Source organism: Denitrobacterium sp. (assembly GCF_056180635.1).
Genome location: NZ_JAZZJS010000012.1, coordinates 1 through 1502, shown reverse-complemented (window position 1 = coordinate 1502; position 1502 = coordinate 1). Strand labels below are relative to the sequence as shown.

3 protein-coding genes are annotated in these 1502 nt (G+C 59.3%); 2 read left to right on the top strand and 1 reads right to left on the bottom strand.

The features are described 5' to 3' along the window. Together AC04P6_RS01075 and AC04P6_RS01070 are read left to right on the top strand one after the other, a co-directional pair. The coding region (locus AC04P6_RS01075) for an epoxyqueuosine reductase (protein ID WP_475564741.1) at nucleotides 1-779 on the top strand (779 nt) is incomplete at its 5' end. Nucleotides 780-884: 105 nt separating this feature from the next. After that, nucleotides 885-1334, top strand: a complete 450-nt coding sequence (locus AC04P6_RS01070) for a molybdopterin-dependent oxidoreductase (protein WP_475564739.1) — start codon at nucleotides 885-887, stop codon at nucleotides 1332-1334. Here AC04P6_RS01070 and AC04P6_RS01065 read toward each other — a convergent pair. After that, a partial coding sequence (locus AC04P6_RS01065) for a hypothetical protein (protein WP_475564738.1) occupies nucleotides 1315-1502 on the bottom strand: 188 nt, incomplete at its 5' end. The two genes, AC04P6_RS01070 and AC04P6_RS01065, sit on opposite strands and share 20 nt — an antisense overlap.

Genomic DNA, 1502 nt, shown 5'->3' with positions numbered 1-1502 from the left:
AGTACGCTGGGCGCATGTATCTAGGCCGTTGCTATACGCCGCCCAAGGATACAATCGAAGGGCAGCGTATCGTCTTGTTCGAGCAGTATCTGGAATCCGTCGGCGTGCACTCGCTGTACGATTATTCGAACACGCAGCTCGTGGACCGCGCTATTGCTGCGCGCGCAGGTGTGATTACGTACGGGCGGAACAATTTCGCATATGCGGGCGAGCATGGCTCGTTTATCGTGATGATCTCGATTCCCGTGGATGTCGAACTCGAATGCGAAGAGCATGAGCCCAGCCGCCCCTGTCCAGAAGGTTGCCGCAAGTGCATCGATGCCTGCCCCACGCATGCGATGGCCGACGATGGGTCGCTCGATGCGTCTCGTTGCGTGCTGTATAACAACTTCATGCCCGGTCCTGCGAAAAACATGGAGGCAATCGACCTGATCGGGATGCGCATACACGGTTGCGATGCGTGCCAGGAGGCTTGCCCGCGCAATAAGGCGGCGCTGCAAAGCTCCAAGGCGAAGGACCCGTACTTGGAGTGGCTCAGCGGGGCGTTCGATTTGGAGAAGGTGCTGTTCTGCGATGACGCCTACTACGAGGCATGCATAAAGCCTGTCATGTACAACTATATCCGCGACCTCGATATCTTCCGCCAGAACGCTGCGATTGTCATGGGCAACAGCGGCGATCCGCGCTACATTCCCGCGCTGCAACGTGCTGCGGAAGAGGGAAGCGAGCAGGTGCGGCGCTTCGCGCGCCATGCGCTAGAGCGTCTGGGCCAGCAATAATCGGCCAATCAGCAGTCGAGGCTATTGGCTTTACCGTAAATGGGGACTGTCCCCATTTACGCGCTTTCCATTCGTGGGCTGTGCGCGGTCGGCTACAATGGTCCCATGACTGAAGAGAAGCGGACAAACTGCCATTTCTGCGGCTATTGCTGCGCTTTCATCGCGACCGTCGAGGATGGCCGCGTTGTGAAGTTGCGCCCCGATCCGACGCGCTATCCATACGATGCGCGCATCCTTGCAGGATGCCGCCGCTGGCGCATGAACCTCGGCGTGCTCGACAGCCCGCGGCGCGTGAACTACCCGCTGCGGCGTGCGGGCGAACGCGGGTCGGGCGAATGGGAGCGCGTGAGCTGGGACGATGCGCTCGATGATATCGCGACGCGGCTTGACGCCCTGCGCGCGCAATACGGTCCCGGCACGCTTGCAAGCGCCATCGGCGGACCGCATGCGTCTTTTTGGCCGCTTCACCGTTTCACAACGCCTCCAGTACATCGAATCCAAAGTCGAACTCATGATTCCCCAACGTGGCAATGTTTTAGCCGACTTCGTTCATGATGCGAATCGGTTCATGCCCTTCGGAAATCGAGCCGATCGGCGCGCCCTGCACGGCATCCCCCGCGTCGACCAGAATGACATGCGCGTACTGTTGCCCAAGCTCCTTCTTCAGGAGCATCAGTCCGTCATAGCCAATATCCTGATCATAATTGCTATGGATGTCGTTCG